This window comes from Pseudomonas sp. SWRI111, assembly GCF_014268555.1.
GTDB classification, from domain to species: Bacteria; Pseudomonadota; Gammaproteobacteria; order Pseudomonadales; family Pseudomonadaceae; genus Aquipseudomonas; species Aquipseudomonas hamedanensis.
In genome coordinates, this window is record NZ_JABWQQ010000008.1 from 59,059 (window position 1) to 80,412 (window position 21,354).

Annotated in this window: 2 protein-coding genes; both read right to left on the reverse strand. The window is 64.5% G+C overall.

Annotated elements, in window-relative coordinates; translation table 11 throughout:
- Positions 1 to 16 precede the first annotated feature (16 nt).
- Positions 17 to 8,323, reverse strand: a complete 8,307-nt coding sequence (locus HU755_RS11865) for a non-ribosomal peptide synthetase (protein WP_186632735.1) — start codon at positions 8,321 to 8,323, stop codon at positions 17 to 19.
- A complete protein-coding gene (locus HU755_RS11870) occupies positions 8,320 to 21,282 on the reverse strand; it encodes a non-ribosomal peptide synthetase (protein ID WP_186632737.1) in 12,963 nt (4,320 codons plus the stop codon). The genes HU755_RS11865 and HU755_RS11870 overlap by 4 nt, the downstream gene beginning before the upstream one ends.
- Positions 21,283 to 21,354: the final 72 nt, after the last annotated feature.

The window sequence follows — 21,354 nt, forward strand, 5'->3', positions numbered from 1 at the left end:
AAGACGTACACATCAATCAGGAGAGCACTTCACTGGCAGGCTCGGTGAGCCCTTCGTGCCACCACGCGGCGAAACTGAATACGTTGGGCGCCTTGAGCAGGGTGAAATGATTGCCCGGCCCGTACCACACCGTCAGATCAGTTACCTCCCTTCGCCAGCCCTCGACCATCGCCGCTTGCTCTCGCTGATTACCGGCCGCATCCAGCGTCGGATCGTCGACCAGCGCCAGGCGCACCGGGCCGCTGTAGCGCTGGTGCGGCTGATAGACCGTGCGCAAGGCGCTGGCAAAAGTGCGCGTCGAACCGATTAGCGACTGTGGCGTAGACCGTGCCGACAGCACGCCCGCGCGCACCATGCCCGCGTGCAGCAAACCCAGTTGCGTGGCGTCATCGGCGTCGGCGAACGCCACGGCATCGATGCCCAGCGAAGTGCCGGCCGACAGTTGCAGCGCCTCGATCAGCCGTTGCAGCGCCGCGGTCGCGGTGTAGGCTCTGCCGATCACGCCGTTGCCGCCGGGCGACTCGCTGTCAATCAGGGTCAACGACGCCACTTCACGTCCGTCGGCCTCAAACTGCGCAGCCATCGCATGCGCTACCCAACCGCCGAACGAATGCCCGATCAGGTGCAGCGGACCCTGCGGGTAGAGTTGCTCGATTGCCCGCCGGTAAAAAAGCGCTGCCGCCTCGACTTGACTGTGCGGCACCGCCCCACCTTCCAGCCCGCGCGGTTGCAGGCCGTGAATCGGCCATTGGGGGCCGAGGGCCTCGGTCAAATGAATGAACCCGGTGACGCTGTCGCCGGCCCCCGGCACGCAGAAAATCGGCGCCCGTGAGCTGTCGCCCGTCTGAATGGTCACCAGCGGTTGGTAGCCAGGCAATGCCGGCGCCTGCGCCGCTTCCAGTGCCTGGCTGATCGCCTGACCCAGCGCTTGGATATGCGGGGCCTTCATCATGCTCTGGTGGTCGCCCGGCACGTCGATGCAGCGCAGCTCGCTACCCGGCAACTCTTCAGCCCACCCCAGGGTCGGGCTGAGCTGCGCCATCGCCGCCGAGCGTTGTTTCGCACGGAACACATGCAGCGGCAGGGGCAACGGACTGACCCGGTAATGTGCCAGCGCATGCCCGTGCGCCACCTCGCGATCCAGGTAATGCCAGGCCTCTGCCGCCGAAGCTGCCGCCAACTCAGGGTGCAGCAACTGCTGGCGCTGGCAACGTTCGAGCAGCTCGGCGAACGCCAGCGATTCCAGTTCGGCCTGCAACGCTGCAAGCGCGGCGAGTCCGCCCTGCCCGTCTTCGCCAAGACCGGCCCAGTGCGCGGTGCAATGCAAGAGCAATTGACGCTTGTGCACGTGCGCATCGTTCCAGCGCGCCTTGTGCGGATCGGCCAGACGCGGCACATAGCTGTCAATCAGCCCGATAAAGTCGACAATTTCGTCCAGTCCGAGCAACTGCTGAGCGACCTCATAAGCCAGTACACCGCCAAACGACCAACCGGCCAGTCGGTAAGGGCCATGCGGTTGTCGGGTGCGAATGATCCCGACCATGCGCCTCGCCAGGCATTCGAGCGTGCGCAACTGGGTTTGGCCGTAGTCGATGCCCGGCAGCCCGTAGATAGGAAAAGCACCGCCGATGTGCCGGCCCAGCGCGGGAAAATACACGTCGCGGCCACTGAATTCGTGGACCAGAAACAATGGCGTGCCCTGATCACCAGCGCGCACCAGCGTCAGCCCCGGCTCAGGCTCCGGCGCAACCCCGCCATCACGTCCAGCGAGCAGCGCCGCGGCCGCTTCAACGCTGGGATGCTGGAACAGCTCGGCCAAGGTCATGGGGAGATCGGCCTGCTGCATCTGGTTGACCAGACGCACCGCCAGCAACGAATGCCCGCCCAGCTCGAAGAAGTTGTCGTGGCGACCGACCCGCTCGACCTGGAGGATTTCGCCCCACAACCCGGCGAGACGGGTTTCAAGTGCATTGCCCGGCGCCTCGTACACACGGCTGAGCAACGCCGCCTGCGTCGGTGCCGGCAAGGCCTTGCGATCGACCTTGCCATTGTTGTTCAGCGGCAACGTCTCCAGACGCACCCACGCCGAGGGCACCATGTATTCCGGCAGCCGTGCCTGCAACAAGGCGCGCAGCGTGGCGCTTTGCAGGTCGGCATCGTCGGCAGTGAAATAGGCCACCAGGCGCGTCGGTTCCGTACCGTCACGCCGCGCCAGCACAATGGCCTCCTTGACGCCGGGGCAACCGAGCAGACGGTTTTCGATCTCGCCCAGCTCAATACGGAATCCGCGAATTTTCACCTGATCGTCGTTGCGACCGATGCACTCAAGCTGCCCGGGGGCCAGCCAGCGCACCAGGTCGCCGGTGCGATACATCATCGCGTCGGGCCGTGTGCTGAACGGGTCGCGCAGGAACTTCTGCGCCGTCAGTTCAGGCCGGTTCAGATACCCCAGGGCCACGCCCTGCCCGCCAATGTACAACTCACCCGTGACGCCAAACGGCACCGGTTGCTGACAGGCGTCGAGCACATACACCTGCGTATTGGAAATCGGCCCGCCAATCGACACGCTGTCGGCCTCCTCGGCGACAGTCTGCACGGCAAACGTGGTGGCGTAAGTGGTGGTTTCCGTCGGGCCATAACAGTGCACCAGACGCACATTCGGCGCCTCGGTGCGCAGCTTGCGAAACGCCGCCGGATCGCCGCGCTCACCGCCACAAAGCAGGATGCGCAAACCCTTCAAGGCGTCGGGAATCAGCTGCACATACTGGTTGAACAGGGCCGTGGTGACGAACAGGATGCTCGCGCCGCTGCGCTTGAGTTCGTCGCCGAACGCTTGCGGATCGAGCAAGGTGGCATGGTCAATGATCGCCACACGTGCGCCATTGAGCAGTGCGCCCCAGACGTCCATGGTGCTCGCATCGAAGGCCGGGTTGGAGGCGAACGCTATACAATCCTGGCGGTTAAAATCGGCGTAGCCGTTGTTGATCACCAGCCGCGTGATCGCCCGGTGCGGCACCATCACGCCTTTTGGCATGCCGGTGGAGCCGGAGGTGTACATGATGTACGCCAGCGACAGCGCCGATTGCGGCAGATCCGGGTTATGAATGGGCTGGGCGTCGAGCTGCAGCGAGTCGAGGTCGATCCGCCGCACCGCAAAAGCCACCGTGGCTGTGCTGCGGGTCAGCAGCGCAGCGGCCCGGCAATCGTCGACCATGAACGCCTGGCGATCGGCCGGCGCGTGAATATCCAGCGGCACCCAGGCCGCCGCGCATTTGCCGATCGCCAGCTGCGCGATCAGCAGGTCCAGCGAGCGCGGTAACAGGATCGCCACCGCATCGCCGGGCTTCACGCCTACACTCAGCAGAAAATGGGCCAGTTGATTGGCCCGGCGGTTCAGCTCGGCATAGCTCAAGGTCTGTTCGCCATGTACCGCTGCGACGGCGTCGGGCTGTCGCGCGGCGTATTGTTCGAACAACCGCTGTACCGTGTCGGTGTGTGGATATTCGCGATCGGTCGCATTGAAATCCACCAGCAAGCGCTGACGCTCCTCGTCCTGCACCAGCGGCACGTGGGCGAGCAGCGCCTGATCGTTGCTGACCATCGCTTGTAACAGCTGCCGCAGATAACCGGCAAAACGCTGCACGGTGGCTTCATCGAACAGCGCGGTGGCGTATTCCAGCCAGCCGCCAATGCCTTCCGGGGTCTCGCCGAGGGTCAGGGTCAGGTCGAACTTGGCAAAATGACTGGGCTCGGCCACGGCTTCCAGCGTCAGCTCGCCCAAGGCCAGCGCCGGTCCGTCGCTGTTGCGCCAGTTGAACATGCTCTGGAACAGCGGGCTGTGCGCCAGGCTGCGCACCGGACGGGTAATTTCCACCACTTGTTCGAAGGGCAGGTCCTGATGCGCCTGCGCTTGCAGGGTAATCGCCTTGACCCGCGTCAGCAGCGCTTGGCCATTCAACTCGCCAGCGGTGTCGATGCGCAATGCCAGGGTGGTGACGAACAGGCCGATCATCCCCTCGACTTCGGCGCGGTTACGGTTGGCGACCGGCGATCCGATGACCACATCGGTTTGCCCGGACAAGCGCCCCAACAGCAGCGCCCACGCGCCGAGCAGCGTCATGTACAACGTCACGCCGTGGCGCTGGCTCAAGGCCTTGAGTCCGGCGCTCAAACGCGCATCCAGTTGCAGCGCAATGCTGCTGCCGGCGTAATCCTGCTGCGCCGGGCGCGGGCGATCCGTCGGCAAGGTCAGCAAGGCCGGCACGTCACGCAGGGTGCGCTGCCAGTATTCGCTCTGGCGCTGCAACACCTCGCCGCTCAACCAGCGCCGCTGCCACACCGCATAGTCGCTGTATTGCAGGGTCAACGGCGGTAACGGGTCGTCTTCACCCTGACTGAACGCCTGATACAGCGCCATCAGTTCGCGGGTCAGCACGCCCATCGACCAGCCGTCAGAGATGATGTGGTGCAAGGTCAGCAGCAGCACATGGTGATCGTCGGCCAGGCGTACCAGCCGTCCGCGGATCAACGGATCGTCAAGCAGGTCGAATGGTCCTGAGGCCTCGCCCTGAATCAATGCCTGCAACGCCTCGTGCGCCTGCGGATGTTGGCGCAGATCTTCGAGACGAAGCACAAGACCGCTGTCGACCGGAGCAATCAGCACCTGCGCGTCGCCATCGAGCGGCGCGAAGCGGCTGCGCAGCGTTTCGTGGCGCGCGACGATGCGGGCCAGTGCGCGTTGCAGGGCAACGTCGTCCAGGGCGCCGCGCAAGCGCAGGGCAATCGGGATGTTATAGGCGGTGTTGGCACCCTCCATCTGCGCCAGAAACCAGAAGCGCTGCTGGGAAAACGACAGCGGCAGCGCAGTGTCACGAGGCACCGGCAGGATCGGCGGTTGCGTGCAGCGCCCGGCTTCGGTCAACACCTGCGCCACTGCTGCCAGCTCGGCGTTGGCAAACAGATCGCTGAGCACCAGCTCGACGCCCAGGCGCTGCCTGACGTGCGCGACCATGCGCATGGCCAGCAGCGAATGCCCGCCGAGTTCAAAGAAATGATCCTCGCGCCCTACCCGTTCGACCTGCAGCACGTCGGCCCAGATGTCGGCCAGCGCCGTTTCCACTTCGCCCTCCGGCGCCACATAGTCGCGGACGAACAGCGCAGAGCGCTCGGGTTTCGGCAGGGCTTTGCGGTCGAGCTTGCCGTTGGCCGTGAGCGGCAATCCGTCGAGTTTGACGAAAGCGGACGGCACCATGTATTCCGGCAACTGGGTCAGCAGCAGCGCGCGCAACTGCGCCACGTCCAGCGCCTGCACTTGCGCCTGCTCGGTGAAATACGCCACCAGCCGCGACTGCCCCGGCTGATCCTCGCGGGCCAGCACTACCGCTTCCTGAATCCCGGGCAATTGGTTGAGGCGCTGCTCGATTTCGCCCGGCTCGATGCGTACGCCGCGAATCTTCACCTGGTCGTCATTGCGCCCCAGATATTCGAGCGTGCCGTCGCTGCGCCAGCGCGCCAGATCGCCGGAGCGGTACATGCGCGCCTGTGCGGCGTGGCTGAACGGATCGCAGAGGAAGCGTTCGGCAGTGAGCTGCGGCTGGTTCAGATACCCACGGGCCACGCCGCTGCCGCCAATGTACAACTCGCCGGCGACGCCAATCGGCACCGGCCGCTGTTGCGCATCGAGCAGGTACACCGTGGCATTGCTCACCGGTTTGCCAATGTGCAAGGCGTCGTCGCTGTCGATACGCCCGGAGGTGGCGACCACCGTGGTTTCGGTCGGGCCGTAATTGTTGATCACGTCGAAACGCTGGTTGCGCGAGTACTGCCGCAAGCGGTCGCCGCCGATCAGCAGCGTGCGCAAGGTCGGATGTTCCAGCTGTTGGCTGAACGCGTACTCGGCTACTGGCGTGGGCAGGAAGCTCACGTCCAGCGGTTGTGCGCGCCACCAGTCAAGCAAGGCGTCGATGTCTTCACTGCCATCGTGGGCCGGTGCGATGTGCAGGGTCGCGCCCGCGCACAGCGCCGGCCAGACTTCCCAGGCCATGGCATCGAAGCCAAATCCGGCGAGGCTTGAGGTATGGCGGCCAGCACACAAATCAAAGGCTGAGCAGTGCCAATCGATCAGGTTCGACAAGGTGCGGTGTTCGACCATGACGCCCTTGGGCAACCCGGTGGAGCCAGAGGTATAGATCACGTAAGCCAGATGCGTGGCATTGAGACTCGGCAATTGCGGGTTACCGGTGATGCCCGCCGGCCAGGTCCGCGGGTCCAGATTGAGCACTGACACGGCCAGCATCGGCAGGCGTTCGCGCAGCTCGGTGCTGGTCAACACGGCCACGGGTGCACTGTCGCGCAGCAGATGCAGCAGGCGTTCGGCCGGGTGCGCCGGATCGACCGGCACGTAACCGGCGCCGGCCTTGAGAATCGCCAGCAGCCCGACCAGAGCCTCCAGCCCGCGTCGGGCAACGATGGCGACGCGGTCATCCGGCTGCACGCCCAGACCGATCAACTGATGCGCCAGCGCGTTGGCCTTGTGGTTCAACTCGGCAAAGGTCAGCGCCTCGCCCCCATGAACGGCCGCCAGCGCCTCCGGACGGGCCAGCACCTGCGCTTCGAAACGCTGATGAACGGGCAGCGCCGCCGGGTAATCGACCTGGCTGGCGTTGAATTCGCGCAACACTTGCTCACGCTCTGCGGCCGGCAGCACCGACAACTGGTTCAGCGGCGTCTCGGGCGCCTGTTCGAGCGCCGATAACAATTGCTCCACCGCACACAACAGGTAGGCGCAGAGACGTCTACCATCGACGGCGCTGCTGGCCAGCAACGTCAGGCTGAACCGGTCGCCGAAGTCGTCGATGCTCAGGGTCAGCGGGTAATTGGTGCGTTCTTCCGAGCGCAACACACTGATGCCTTCCCACGCGGCGAGTGCTTCGTCGCTGGCAGCGGCACTGGAGGCGCTGTGTCGATAATTGAGCAGCGTGCTGAACAACGGCGAAGAAGCGACCACACCGCTGCAGCGTTGCGCCAGCGCCAGCGGCGCATGTTCATGACGCATCAAGGTAGTCAGCCGCGCGTGGGTGGCCTTGACCGCCTCACCGACGGCGAGCGCTGCGATGTCCACACGCAACGGCAACGTGTTGATGAAGATGCCGAGCGCGCGTTCGGTGCCTTCGGCATTTTGCATGCGCCCCATCAACACGGTGCCGAAGACCACGCTCGCTTGCCCGGTCAGGGCGTTGAGCACTTGCCCCCAACCGAGGTGAAACAGGCTCGCCACGCTCACGCCCAGCTGACGCGCCTGGGCCCGCAGGCGGCGATTGAGTTGCGGGTCGAGCGCCTGGCTGAATTCGACGACGTCGCTGCCGTCACCGTGCACGCCTTGCAATCCGTACGGCAAGGTCGGTTCATCGATGTCAGCGAGCATGTCGCGGAAAAACGCTTCGTGTTCCGCCTCGCTGATGCCCAATCGGGCTTGCGCCACGTATTTGCGAAACGGCACGGGCGGGCCCAACCGCGCGGCGTGTCCGCACAGGCAGGCCTGCAATTCCTCGCTGACCACCGCCAGGGCCGAGTGGTCTATCGCCAGGTGATGGAACAGCAGCATCGCGACGATGCGTTGCCCGCTCACATCCCGGGCATGCGCCAGGCGCAACAGCGGCGCACGGGTCACGTCGAGACGGAACTGCCTGGCGTCGAAACGGGCGTGCAACTGTGCCAGGGCATCACCGCCATCGGCTTCCAGAGTCACTTCTTCCAGCGGCAGGCGCGCAGCGCGCATGACCACTTGCAGCGGTGTGTCGAGACCTTCCCAGACCACCGCCGTGCGCAGGATGTCGTGACGATCGATCACCGTTTGTAACGCATCGACAAATGCCTGCAAACGCTCCGCCCCGCTGAAAGCGAATTGAGCCTGCATGACATACGGATCGCCGTGTTGCGCGCTGACGTGGTGATAAAGAATGCCTTCCTGCAATGGCGTCAACGGATAGATGTCTTGCACGTTGGCAGCCCCGCCGGGGATGCCTTCGAGCAGGTGATCGAGGGCGTCCTGACTCAGTTGCGTCAGGGTCAGCATCGCCGGGGTGATGCGCGTGCAACCGGGGCCGATGCCATTGGCCGGTACCTCGACCTGCCCGACACGCGCCGCCGAATACTCGCCGGCCTTGATCAACTCGATCAACGCCGCCTTGTGCTCGCGCAACGACGCCAGTAGCGCCGGATCGCTCAAGGCCTGCTTGTTGCCATTGACGCGCAACTGCTCGTCCGTGACCGTCAACTGGATGTCTCGGGCCTTGAGTGTCGCCAACAAAGGGTTCAGGTTCACAGGACGATCTCCATTCTTTCCGTGATTGCTGCATAGCCGGCCAGGGTCGGTTGTTCGAACAACGCCCGGACATCCGCCTCCAGGCCTTCCTGTTGCAGACGGCCGACCAGACTCACCGCCAGCAACGAATGCCCGCCCAATTCGAAAAAGTGGTCATGCCGCCCGACTCGTTCGACATTGAGCAATTCGCCCCACAGCCGCGCCAGCGTGATTTCCACCTCGCCGACCGGCGCCTCGTAGGGGCGGTTGATGAGCGAATCCTGATTGGGTGCCGGCAACGCCTTGCGGTCGAGTTTGCCGTTGGGACTGAGCGGCAGGCGCTCGAGATGGACGAACGTTGCCGGGACCATGTAGTCCGGCAAGGCGTGCAGCAATGCGGCGCGCAGGATGTCGATGTCCAGCCGCAAACCGGTGTAGTACGCCACCAGCCGCTTGTCCCCCGGCACGTCTTCACGGGCCAGCACCGCCGCTTCGTGCACGCCATCGATCCTGGTCAGGCCGGCCTGGATTTCACCCAGTTCGATGCGCAGGCCGCGAATCTTCACCTGATCGTCATTGCGCCCCAGATACTCGATGTGGCCGTCGGCGCGATAACGGGCGATATCGCCGGTGCGGTACATGCGCGCTTGCGCCTGCTGGCTGAACGGGTCGCTGAGGAAGCGTTCGGCACTCAGTTCGGCGCGGTTCAGATAACCACGCGCGACCTGCACGCCACCGATGTACAACTCGCCAACCACACCTTGCGGCACCGGTTGTTGCTGCGCGTCGAGGATGTACATCCGGGTGTTGGCAATCGGTTTGCCAATCGGCGTGTTATCCGGCGTGTCCTGCAGCGGCCCGGCGCAACTCCACGCGGTGACATCCACCGCCGCTTCGGTCGGGCCGTAAAGGTTGTGCAATTGGCTGGCCGGTAACTGCTGTTTGAACCGCCGTACCAAGCTGCCGGGCAACGCCTCGCCACTGCACATCACCTGGCGCAGTGCGGCGCAGCGTTCGGTCTGACCGTGAGCAAGAAACACGTCGAGCATCGACGGCACAAAATGCACGGTGGTGATGTGTTCGCGCTCGATCAGCTCGCTCAGGTAGGCCGGCTCCTTGTGCCCGCCAGGACGGGCCAGGAGCAAGCGCGCGCCGGTCATCAGCGGCCAGAAAAACTCCCAGACCGACACGTCGAAGCTGAATGGGGTTTTCTGCAATACGGTATCTACAGCGCTCAGTGCATACGCGTCCTGCATCCACAGCAAGCGGTTGACCACCGCGCGGTGTTCGTTGGCGACACCCTTGGGCTGGCCGGTGGAGCCTGAGGTGTAGATCACGTAAGCCAGATGCGCCGAGGTCAGGCCGCGGACCTGCGGATTGGCCGCCGGCAAGTCGTGCCAACTGTCGTGTTCCAGATTGATCACCGGCACCGCCAGCGCACTCGCCAGCGCGGCGGTGCTGCCTTGCACCAGCACCGCCACCGGCGCGCTGTCGGCGAGCATGTAAGCAATGCGCTCGGCCGGGTAGTCCGGGTCCAGCGGGACATAAGCGCCGCCGGCCTTGAGGATAGCCAACAGGCCGACAACCATCGCCACACTGCGTTCGACACAGATCGCCACCCGCGCATCGGCCTGAACCCCAAGCGCGATCAGATGATGGGCCAGGCGGTTGGCGCGCTCGTTAAGTTGCTGGAAGTCGAGGCGCTGGTCAGCCATTTGCAACGCCGGTGCATGCGGGGTGCGCAACACCTGGGCTTCGAACAGACCGTGCAAACTCTGCTGCAGGTTGTAATCGACCGCCGTCGCGTTGAAGTCGAACAGCAGGCGCTGACGCTCGGCGTCCGGCAGGACCGACAACTGATTGACAGGTTGCTGCGGCGCGCGCTCCAAGGCATCGATCAGCGCCTGCAACGCGGTTTCCATATAGGTACAGATACGCAACGCACCGACCTGCGCCAAGGTCATCGCGGTGAGCCTGAAGCCTGTGCCCAGGTCATCGACGTTGAGCGTCAGCGGGTAGTTGGTGCGTTCCTCACTGCTTAAGGTCTCGATGCCTTGCCACGCCGGGTGTGCCTGGGCAGGCGTGGCGCTGCCATGCCGGTAGTTGAGCATCGCGCTGAACAGCGGCGCCGGCGCCGCAATCCGGCTGCAACGCTGGGCCAGTGCCAACGAAGCATGCTCATGCGCCAACAGGCCGGTGAGTTGCCCATGGGTGGCCCGGAGTGCCGCACGCACCGGTTGCGCGCCAAGGTCCACACGCAACGGCAAAGTATTGATGAACATGCCCAGCCCGCGATCGGCACCCGCCCCGCCCTGCATGCGCCCCATCAGTACGGTGCCGAACACCACCCGATCCTGTCCGGAGGTAGCGCCCAGCACTTGTGCCCAGGCCAGATGAAACACGCTCGCGACGCTGATGCCCATGTGCCGTGCCTGACCGCGCAAACGCTGCGCGAGCGCGTCGGGCAGCGCCAGCGAGGCCTCTTCACAAGCATCGGCCGCCGCGTTGACCTCACGCAAGCCGAACGGCAAGGTCGGCTCATCGACATCGCCGAGCATGTCGCGGAAAAACACCTCGTGCTCCGCCTCACTGGCGCCAAGCCGCGCCTGTGCCACGTAGTTGCGATACGGCACTGGCACCGGTAGCGAACGCTGCTCGCCGCCCAGGCTGATCTGCATTTCTTCGCGCACGACTTCCAGCGCCGTGTGATCAAGGGCGATGTGATGGAACAGCAGCAGGCCGGCCACTTGCCCAGTGGCCGGGTCGCGGGCGTACAACAGCCGAATCAGTGGTGCCTGAGTGAGGTCCAGGTTGTCCACCGTCAACTGCTCAAAGGCAACTTCTTCTACCGGCAATTGAGCTTCGCGCCACACCACCTGCACGGGGACTGCCAGGCCCTGCCAGACAATCGCCGTGCGCAAGATGTCGTGGCGCGCCATGACCTGCCGCAGCGCACGGGCGAACGCCTCGACGCGCTCGACACTGGCGAACGTCAGGCGCGAATGCAGCACGTACGGATCGTTTTGCGCAGCCGTGATGTGGTGATAAAGAATGCCTTCCTGCAACGGCGCCAACGGGTAAATGTCCTGCACATTGGCCGCACCGCCCGGCACCGTGGCAACGATGCGGTCGAGCGTCGCCTGGTCCAGTTCAAGCAGACTGAGCATGTCCGGCGTGATGTGATCACAGTCCGCCGCGATGCCATTGGCCGGTACCACGATTTCCCGTCCGCTGCCGACGGCCGCTGCCAGCGCTGCCAGTGTCGGCTGGTCGAACAGCACGCGCACGTCGGTGCTCAGGTCGATCTGGCGCATGCGCTCGATGACGCTGACCGCCAGCAGCGAATGCCCGCCCAGTTCAAAGAAGTTGTCGTGCCGGCCGACCTGTTCGACCTTGAGCACTTCGCTCCAGATTTGCGCCAGCGCGGTTTCCACCGAGCCTCGCGGCGCTTCGTACTGGCGGCTCAGCCAGGCGTTTTGCTCCGGCTCCGGCAAAGCCTGGCGGTCGAGTTTGCCATTGGCAGTCAGCGGCAAACTGGCCAGCCGAACGTAAGCCGCCGGCAGCAAGGCTTGCGGCAGGCGCATCTGCAGATACTCGCGCAGGTCGTCGAGGTCCAGCGGCGCGCGGGCGGTGAACCAGGCCAGCAACTGACCGTCACGCACCTGGGCGACGGCCTCTTGCAAGGCCGGATGACTGGCGAGTGCCGCTTCGATTTCGCCCAGCTCCACACGCACGCCACGCAGTTTCACCTGATCGTCGTTGCGCCCCAGATACTCCAGCGTGCCGTCGGTACGCCACCGCGCAAGGTCGCCAGTGCGGTACATGCGCGCGCCCGGTTCCTGGCTGAACGGATCGGCAAGAAAGCGTTCGGCGGTCAGTTCATCGCGGTTCAGATAGCCCCTGGCCACGCCTGCACCGGCTACGTACAACTCACCTTTGACACCCACCGGCAGTGGGTTCTGTTGCGCATCGAGGACATACACCTTGGCATTGGCGATTGGCCGGCCGATGTGCAGTGGCTGCCCGCACTCGATGCGACCCGACGTCGCCACCACCGTGGCTTCGGTCGGGCCGTAGTTGTTGATTACGTCGAAGGTCTGGTTACGCGGGAACTGCCTGAGCGTGTCGCCACCGATCAGCAGCGTGCGCAAGGTCGGGTGGCTCAGCTCACGGCTGAACGCGTATTCAGCCACCGGCGTCGGTAGAAAACTCACCTGCAACGGCTGCGCGCGCCACCATTCGAGCAATTCATCGAGGTGTTCATTGCCGATCGCTGCCGGTGGCAAGTGCACAGTGGCGCCCACACACAACGCCGGCCAGACCTCCCAGGCCATGGCATCAAAACCGAACCCGGCAACGCTGGCGGTATGGCTGCCGGCGCACAGGTCGAACGCGGCGGCGTGCCAGTGCACGAGATTTTCCAGCGTGCGGTGTTCGACCATCACCCCTTTCGGCTGGCCGGTGGAGCCAGAGGTGTAGATCACATAGGCGAGATTGTCCGCAGTCAAACCTTCGACCTCTGGGCTGTGTTCAGGCAGGTCATGCCAACGCTCATCGCCAAGATCAATCACCGGCACTTCCACAGTGCCCAGATCCACGCCCGACACCAGCAGCGCCAGCGGCGCACTGTCGGCCAGCAAATAGGCGATGCGCTCGGCCGGATGCGCCGGATCGATCGGCACATAGGCAGCGCCGGCCTTGAGTACCGCCAGCATCGCCAGCAACATATGCGGGCCACGCCGGGTGGAAATCGCCACCCGCGCGTCCGGCCTGACGCCCAGTTCGAGCAGATAATGCGCGAGACGATTGGCCTGTTGATCGAGCTGCGCATAGGTCAGCTGTTGCTCGTCGGCTTGCACCGCCACAGCCTCTGGATTGAGCAAGGCCTGCGCCTCGAACAATCGGTGCACGGTTTGCGCGGGCGGGAAAGCCGTAGCGCTGGCGTTGAACTGCGTCAGCACGCGTTGACGCTCGAACGGCGGCAGGATCGCCAGGCGATTCAGCGCCTGCCCGGGGTTTTCCTCCAGCGCCGAAACCAGCGCCGTCAGTGCGCACTGCATCAGGTCGCAGACCCGTTGTGCCCCCACCTCGCCAGGTGTCAGCACCGCCAGATCGAAGCCTTCGCCCAGATCGTTGATGCTCAGCGTCAGCGGATAATGGCTGCGCCCGTCGTGGGCGAGAAACTCGATCCCTTGCCACGCCGCCTCAGCCGTCTGGCGCGCGGCGCTGTGACGATAGTTGAGCACCGAACTGAACAGTGGCGACGGCGCCGCGACAGCACTGCATCGCTGAGCAAGGGCCAGCGAGGCATGTTCATGGCCGAGCAGCGCGGCCAGGCGTTGATGCACATCGCGCAGTGCGGCGCCGACGCCGTGTTCGGCCACCTCCACACGCAACGGCAAGGTATTGATGAACATGCCCAGTGCCCGGTCAGCGCCCTCACCGCCCTGCATCCGCCCAAGCAGCACGCTGCCGAACACCACGCGCGGCTGGCCGGCGGTGACCGCCAGCACCTGCGCCCAAGCCAAGTGGAACAGGCTGGCCGCGCTCACCCCGAAGCTGCGCGCCTGCGCCCGCAAGCGCTGGCTCAACTCCAGCGGCAGTGTGCTGACATGGGATTCGATATCGCGCCCATCTCCCGCGACCTCACGCAAACCGAACGGCAAGGTCGGCTCGTCGATATCGCCAAGCATTTCGCGAAAGAACGTCTCGTGTTCCTGCTCGCTGACGCCGTGGCGGGCCTGCGCCACGTAGTTGCGGTACGGTGCCGCTGCCGGCAGTGGCTCGGTATGGCCGAGCAGAGTGGCGCGCATTTCCTCCTGCACTACCTCCAGCGCAGTGTGATCGAGAGCAATGTGATGGAACATCAGCAGCGCCACGACCCGTTTGTTCACGGGATCGTCGGCATACACCAGACGCATCAGCGGTGCCTGCCCGAGGTCCAGACGCCATTGGCGGGCGACGAAGCGTGCTTGCAGTTGTGCGAGTACGTCACCGTCCGCCGACGCCAGCGCAACGGCGTCCAACGCCAACGGCGCGTGCCGCCAAACCACTTGCTGCGGGCTCGGCAGCCCCTCCCAGACCACACTGGTGCGCAAAATATCGTGTCGCGCGATCACCGTTTGCAGCGCATTGGCGAACGCGTGCAGCCGATGGATGTCGGCAAACGCCAGACTCGATTGCAGCAGATACGGGTCGCCGGCGCCGGCGCTGATGTGGTGGTAAAGAATGCCTTCCTGCAACGGCGCCAGCGGATAGATTTCCTGCACGTTGGCCGCGCCGCCCGGCACCGTGGCGACGATGCAATCGACACTGGCCTGATCCAGTTCGCTGAGGCTCAACATGTCCGCGCTGATGTAACGGCAATCGCGAGGAATGCGATTGGCCGGCACCGCAATCTCGCGCCCGCTGCCCATCGCTGCGGCCAGTGCGGCAAGGGTCGGCTGGCTGAACAGCACCCGCACATCAGCACTCAGGCCGAGCTGACGCAGGCGTTCGATCAAGCTCACGGCGAGCAGTGAATGCCCGCCCAGTTCGAAGAAATTGTCATGGCGCCCGACCTGCCCGACCTTGAGCAGATCGCTCCAGATCTGCGCCAGGGCGGTTTCCAGCGGACCTTGCGGCGCCGCATATTCATGGCTGAGCCACGCGCTCTGATCCGGCTCCGGCAAGGCTTTTCGGTCGAGTTTACCGTTAGCGGTCAGCGGCATGGCGTCGACGCGGACATAGGCGGCCGGGATCAGCGCCTCGGGCAGGCGACTCTGCAAATGATCGCGCAAGTCGGCGATATCTACCGCGCGGCGCTCGCTGAACCACGCCAGCAGCCGCCCGTCACGCACCAGCACCACGACGTCTTGCACGCCGCTGTGGGTCCTCAATGCGGCTTCGATTTCGCCGGGCTCGATGCGCACGCCACGCAGTTTGACTTGATCGTCATTGCGCCCCAGGTATTCGAGCGTGCCGTCCGCGCGCCAACGCGCGACGTCGCCGGTGCGGTACAGACGCCCGTGCGGTTCATCGCTGAACGGGTCTTGCAGGAACATTTCGGCGGTCAATGCCGGGCGATTCAAATAGCCCCGTGCGACCCCGGCACCGCCGACATACACCTCCCCCGGCACACCGACCGGCACCGGTTGTTGCTGACTGTCCAGCAGATAAACTGTGCCATTGGCAATCGGCCGGCCGATGTGCAATACCTGCCCAGCCTCGATGCGACCCGATGTTGACACCACCGTGGCTTCGGTCGGGCCGTAGTTGTTGATCACGTCGAAGGTCTGGTTACTCGGGAACTGCCTGAGCTTGTCGCCACCGATCAGCAGCGTGCGTAAAGTCGGGTGGCCCAGCTCACGGCTGAACGCATATTCAGCCACCGGCGTCGGCAGAAAACTCACCTGCAACGGTTGCGCGCGCCACCATTCGAGCAATTCATCGAGGTGTTCATTGCCGATCGCTGCTGGTGGCAAGTGCACAGTGGCGCCCACACACAGCGCCGGCCAGACCTCCCAGGCCATGGCGTCAAAGCCAAATCCGGCAACACTGGCGGTATGACTGCCGAGGTGCAGGTCGAACGCGGCGGCGTGCCAGTGCACAAGGTTTTCCAGCGTGCGGTGTTCGACCATCACCCCTTTCGGCTGGCCGGTGGAGCCTGAGGTGTAGATTACGTAAGCCAGATGCGCCGGGGTCAGCGCCGGCAGTTGGGGGTTGCGCGCGGACAACTGCGCCCAGCGGTCGCTGTCCAGATCAATCAACGGCACCGTGCCCAGCAGGGTGCGTGTCGACGCCTCGGCCAGCACCGCTACGGGATCGCTGTCCTGCAACAGATAGGCGATGCGCTCGCGCGGATAGGCCGGATCGACCGGCACGTAAGCGGCGCCTGCCTTGAGAATCGCCAGCAGCGCGACGAGCATCTGCGGACTGCGGCGCAAGCACACGGCGACGCGGTCATCCGGCTGTACGCCAAGGGCGATCAGGTGGTGGGCCAGGCGATTGGCGCGCTGATTCAGTTCGGCGTAACTCAAACGCTGCTCGCCCTGCACCGCCGCCCACGCCTGGGGATTGGCCAGCGCCTGCGCTTCGACCAGGCGCTGCACAGTCTGCGCCGGCGGGAACGGCTGGGCGGTGTCGTTGAAGGCAAACAACACCTTATGACGTTCGCCCGGCGAGACAATCGACAACTGTTCAACCGGCAGCGCCGGCGTGTGCTCGAGTGCGGTCACCAGACTGTGCAACGCGGTTTGCAGGTAATCGCAGACGCGCACGCCATCCACCTGCGGCACGGCCTGTACGTTCAACAGGAAACCGTCGCCCATGTCGTCAACGCTGACCACCAGTGGGTAATTGCTGCGCTCACGCGAGCAAAGAATCTCGATGCCGTCCCATTTCACGCTGGCCGCGTCCGGCTGACTGTGGCGGTAATTGAGCAGCGTGCTGAACAGCGGCAGCGTCGCGGCGACGCCACTGCAACGTTGGGCCAGCGACAGTGAAGCCTGCTCGTGTCCAAGCAGTTGGGCCAGGCGTTGATGGGTGGCGCGCACGCTGTCCTGCACCGATTCGGCAGCGACGCTGACGCGCAGCGGCAGGGTATTGATGAACATGCCCAACGCGCGGTCCGCGCCCTCACCGCCCTGCAGGCGCCCGAGCAGCACGGTACCGAAAACCACTTCTTGCTGGCCGGACACCTGCGCCAGTACTTGTGCCCAGGCTTGATGAACCAGGCTGGCGATACTGATACCGAGACGCCGCGACAACGCGCGCAAACGTTGGCCGAGGCCCTCATCGACAGTCAATTGGCTGTCGACAACGGCACTGCCGTCGCCGAGCACGTCCTGCACACCGAAGGCCAGTGTGGGTTCGCTGATATCGCCGAGCATGTCGCGGAAAAACGCCGCGTGCGCCGCGTCATCGGCGCCAGCACGGGCCTGGGCCACGTAGTTGCGATACTGCACCGCTGGCGGCAAATCCTTTGTTTGCCCGTGCATCAGGTCGCTCATTTCCGTCACCAGCACTTCCAGTGCGGTGTGATCCAGGACGATGTGATGCATCAGCAGGATGCCGACCCAGCGTTGGTTGGCGCGGTCTTCGGTGTAGGCAAAACGCATCAGCGGGGCAGACTTGAGGTCGAGGCGATAGTGACGCGGATCGAAACGCGCCTGCATTTGCTCCAGCACATCGCCGGCGAGCCCGTCGGCATCGACCCGCTCAAGGGTCAGTGGCGCCTCACGCCAGACCACTTGCACCGGCTCCTCCAGCCCCTCCCAGACCACGCTGGTGCGCAGGATATCGTGCCGGGCGATCACGCTGTTCAAGGCGCGGACAAAGGTTTTGATCTGCGCCAGCCCGGCGAACGCGAACTGCGCCTGCAACACGTAGGGATCGCCAGCGTGGGTGGCGAGGTGGTGATAGAGAATGCCGGCCTGCAACGGCGCCAGGGCATAGATGTCCTGGACGTTGGCGACACCGCCGGGGACGCTGGCAAGCACCGTGTCGATGCCGGCCTGATCCAGATCGGCCAATGGCAGTTTATCCGGGGTGATCGACGTGCAGCCGGGTTCGATGCGATTGGCCGGTACGACATAACTCGGTGTCGCCCCAAGGGTCGCCGCCAACGCCGCCACGCTCGGTTGCCCGAACAGCACGCGCACATCGCACTGCAAGTCATGCTGGCGCATGCGTTCGATCAGCTTGACCGCCAGCAGCGAATGTCCGCCCAGTTCGAAAAAGTTGTCATGCCGGCCTACTTGTTCGACGCCGAGCAAGCGCTGCCAAATGTCCGCAATGAGATGTTCTATCGCGCCCTGCGGCGCCTCGAACCCGCGCCGTGCGAACGCATCGCTGTCGGGCGTCGGCAATACCTTGCGGTCGAGCTTGCCGTTGGCGGTCAGCGGCAAGGCGTCGAGCCGCACGAACGCACTCGGCACCATATAGTCCGCCAGCGAGCCGAGCAGCGTGTCGCGCAATTGCGCCACGCTCGGTTCTTCGTCATCAGCGATCCAGTACGCCACCAGCCGCGGGTCGCCGGGGCTGTCTTCACGGGCGATCACCACAGCTTCGCGCACACCGTTACAGGCCGACAGGCGCGCCTGAATCTCGCCCAGTTCGATGCGAAAGCCACGAATCTTCACCTGATCATCGTTGCGCCCCAGATAGTCGAGGCTGCCGTCGGCCGCCCAGCGCGCCAGGTCGCCGGTCTTGTACAGGCGCGCGTCGGCAGTCGCGCTGAAAGGGTTGCGAATAAACCGCTCGGCGCTCAGCTCTGGACGATTGAGATAACCGCGCGCCACGCCCGCGCCACCGACATACAACTCGCCGGTCACACCGACCGGCACCGGTTCGCATTGAGCGTCCAGCACGTAAAGCTGCAAATCGGGGATGCGCCCGCCAATCGGGCTGACGCCGACCAACTGCGCGTCAGCTGCCTGTAGCGGTCGATACGTCACGTGCACCGTGGTTTCGGTGATGCCGTACATGTTGACCAGCCGCGTACCGGCGTTGCCGACCCGGGCAAACCACGGTTTGAGCAACCCAGGCTCCAGCGCTTCGCCGCCGAAAATCACCTCGCGCAGTGAATGTTGCAGCGCGCTGCGGCCCTGCGCGGCGACTAACTGGCGGAACGCGCTGGGCGTCTGATTGAGTACCGTGACACCGCTGCGACAGAGCAACGCATAGCATTCGTCCGGGGAACGGCTGACAGTTTGCGGAACCAGCAGCAATTGCCCACCGAAGGCCAGCGCCGCCCAGATTTCCCACACCGAAAAATCGAAAGCGAACGAGTGGAACAACGCCCCGACGTCCTGCTCATTGAACTGAAACCAGTCGGCGGTCGCCGAGAACAGCCGCGCCACGTTGCGATGTTCAACCATGACCCCCTTGGGCAAACCCGTCGAGCCAGAGGTGTAAATCACGTAAGCCAGGTGCGCCGACGTCAGCCCGGCAACGTGCGGGTTGCCTTCGGATTCGGCGCGCAGTTGAGGGCTGTCGAGGTCGATCTGCGGCACCTCGGACGCGCCAACGCATGTGCCTGTGGCAGCTTGTATCAGCACTGCCACCGGGGCGCTGTCCTGCAACGTGAAGGCGATTCGCTCCTGCGGATACGCCGGGTCGATCGGCACATAAGCAGCGCCGGCCTTGAGCACACCGAGCAAGCCGACAATCATTTGCGGGCCCCGCTCGACACAGATCGCCACGCGTTGATCCGGACGGATACCCAGCGCCAGCAAGTGATGGGCGAGCTGATTGGCGCGGCGATTGAGTTCGCCGTAACTGAGGGTCTGCTCATCGAAGATCAACACAGTGGCGTCGGGCCGCGCCTGCGCATGGGCTTCGAACTGTTGATGGATCAAAGGGGTATCGGCAAAGTGTGCGAGCGGTGCGTTGACGCCATACAGCAGATGCTCGCGCTCGCTCGCCGGCAGGATACCAATACTGTGCAGCGGCGTTGGCGCGCCCGTCTGCAGTGCTTCGACCAGACCTCGCAGGGTGGTCTGCAAATAATCGGCGATCCGTTGCGCGCCAAGACGGATGTCCGCCAGAGCGGTGATACGCAGATCTTCGCCCAGATCATCAATGTTGACGGTCAGCGGATAGTTAGTGCGTTCGCGAGCGCCCAATACCTGCACGCCCGGGGCGATATCAATAATCTCGGCGACTTCATCGACGCTGCTGTGACGGTAATTGAGGATCGCACTGAACAGCGGCGTCGGTACAGCCACGGCGCTGCAGCGTTGGGCCAGCGCCAGCGAGGCTTGTTCATGGCCGAGCAACGCGGTCAGGCGGCGATGGGTCAGCAGCACGCCGGCGCGCACATCGTCCGCGCCGACATCCACCCGTAGCGGCAAGGTGTTGATGAACATCCCCAACGCATCTTCACCGCCCTCGCCGGCCGCCATCCGCCCGAGCAGAACCGTGCCGAACACCACCGCCGTACGCCCGGATAACTGGCCGAGCACCCGCGCCAACGCCAGGTGCATGACACTCGCCACGCTCACGCCCAATTGCCGCGCCTGCTCGCGCAGTGCCTGGCTCAGGGCGCCGTCGAGCATCAATGAGGCTTCTTCGATCGAGTGCCCGTCGCCCTGCACGTCCCGTAACCCGCAAGGCAGTGTCGGCTCGTCGATATCGGCAAGCATTTCGCGAAAGAACGCCTCGTGGGCCGGCTCGTTCGCCCCCAGCCGCGCCCGCGCCAGGTGATCGCGATACGGCACCGCTGGAGCCACCTGCACGGTCTGCCCGAGCAAAAACGCCTGCGTTTCGCGGCGCACCACGTCCAGGGCGAGGTGATCCATGATCAGGTGATGAAACAGCAACAACGCGACCACACGGCCGTTGTCTGGATCGTTGGCAAACACCAGACGCAACAGCGGCGCTTGCTGGACATCGAGACGGAAATGTTGCGGATCATGGCGGTGCAACAGTTGCTCGAGCACGTCACCCGTGCCGCTCGGATCGAGTTCTTCGCAGTGCAACGAAGCCTTGCGCTGGACCACTTGCAGCGGTTCGTCCAGGCGCTCCCAGATAAACGAAGTGCGCAGAATGTCGTGGCGGCCAATCATCCATTGCAACGCGTCGGCGAAGGCTTGCAGACGCTCACGGCTGTCAAAGGCGAAGCGTGCTTGCGACACGTACGGATCGCCCGCTGGTGCCGACAAATGCAGGTAGAGCATGCCCTCCTGCAGCGGCGCCAAGGGGTAGATGTCCTGCAGGTTCGCCGCACCGCCCGGCACGCCGGCGACGATGCGGTCGAGGGTGGGTTGATCCAGCGTCACCAGCGGCAGCATGTCCGGGGTGATGCGAAAGGCCGGACTCAGCCAGTCACCGTTGTGCCGGGCGACCAGCTCAAGCAGTTGCGCCTTGTGGGTGGCGAGGCTGTCCCACAACGCATCGTCCAGCGCGTCGTCACTGCCCAGAATGACCAGGTCTTCATCTTCCTGTTGAAGGCGGATCGCATGGGTGGAAATAACTGCCATCAGTTCGCTGAAATGCATGGGATAACCTGCTGTAAAGACGAGAAAAAGGCACACGCTGCAGCGAGTCCGTGCACGCGGCGCGCAGCCCGG